Below are 609 nucleotides of genomic sequence, written 5' to 3'. Positions count from 1 at the left end.
CTGCTCCCTTGGCCTGGACCCGCGCATTCCCACCCGCGCCCCGCGCAGCGAATGCACCAACTGCGGCGACTGCGCCACGGCCTGCGCCGCGCGCGGCGGCGCTCTGCGACTGGGGTTTCGGGAATCACCGGATGGAGAAGTTCCCTCTTCGACCGCGCAGCATCAATAGCAAAACTCCGTTCGCAAACGCGGACAAGCCCGGTTCACACCTTGTGTGAACCGGGCTTGAAAAAGGGGTCAAGGGGACGGCAGCCGTTATGAAAGCGCAAAGCGCGCACATTACGGATGGCGATCGCATAGCGCGCGGCCCCCTTGCGGGGCGCGGGGCGGAGCCCCGCTCCAACACTCTGTATTCCCTCAGCACGAATAGGTGGTGCGCGCCACGGGCATGAGCCCGCGCAACACGGAAAAGCCGTGTCCGGCGCGGGAAAAGGCGTGGCCGTCCAGGCTCACTGCGTCATCGGTAAAGCCCATGCGCAGGGGGACGAGGTCGGTGGGCGTGGTGCCGCACAGGCTTTCCCGAAAGCCGGGGCCAAGGGCCAGCCGACCGGGCTGGCGCACCTGCCTGCCGGTGGCGGCGGACCAGCGGGCGCAGTCCGGGCAGCAGGC

General features: G+C 68.5%; 1 pseudogene. It reads right to left on the bottom strand.

Going from position 1 to position 609, the window contains the following annotated elements:
• Window positions 1-357 precede the first annotated feature (357 nt).
• Window positions 358-609 (bottom strand): annotated as a pseudogene (locus tag FVW27_RS18895) (hypothetical protein); the annotation flags it as partial.

It is taken from the genome of Nitratidesulfovibrio liaohensis, from assembly GCF_011682075.1.
Lineage (GTDB): Bacteria > Desulfobacterota > Desulfovibrionia > Desulfovibrionales > Desulfovibrionaceae > Cupidesulfovibrio > Cupidesulfovibrio liaohensis.
This window is presented reverse-complemented; position numbering and strand designations above follow the sequence as displayed.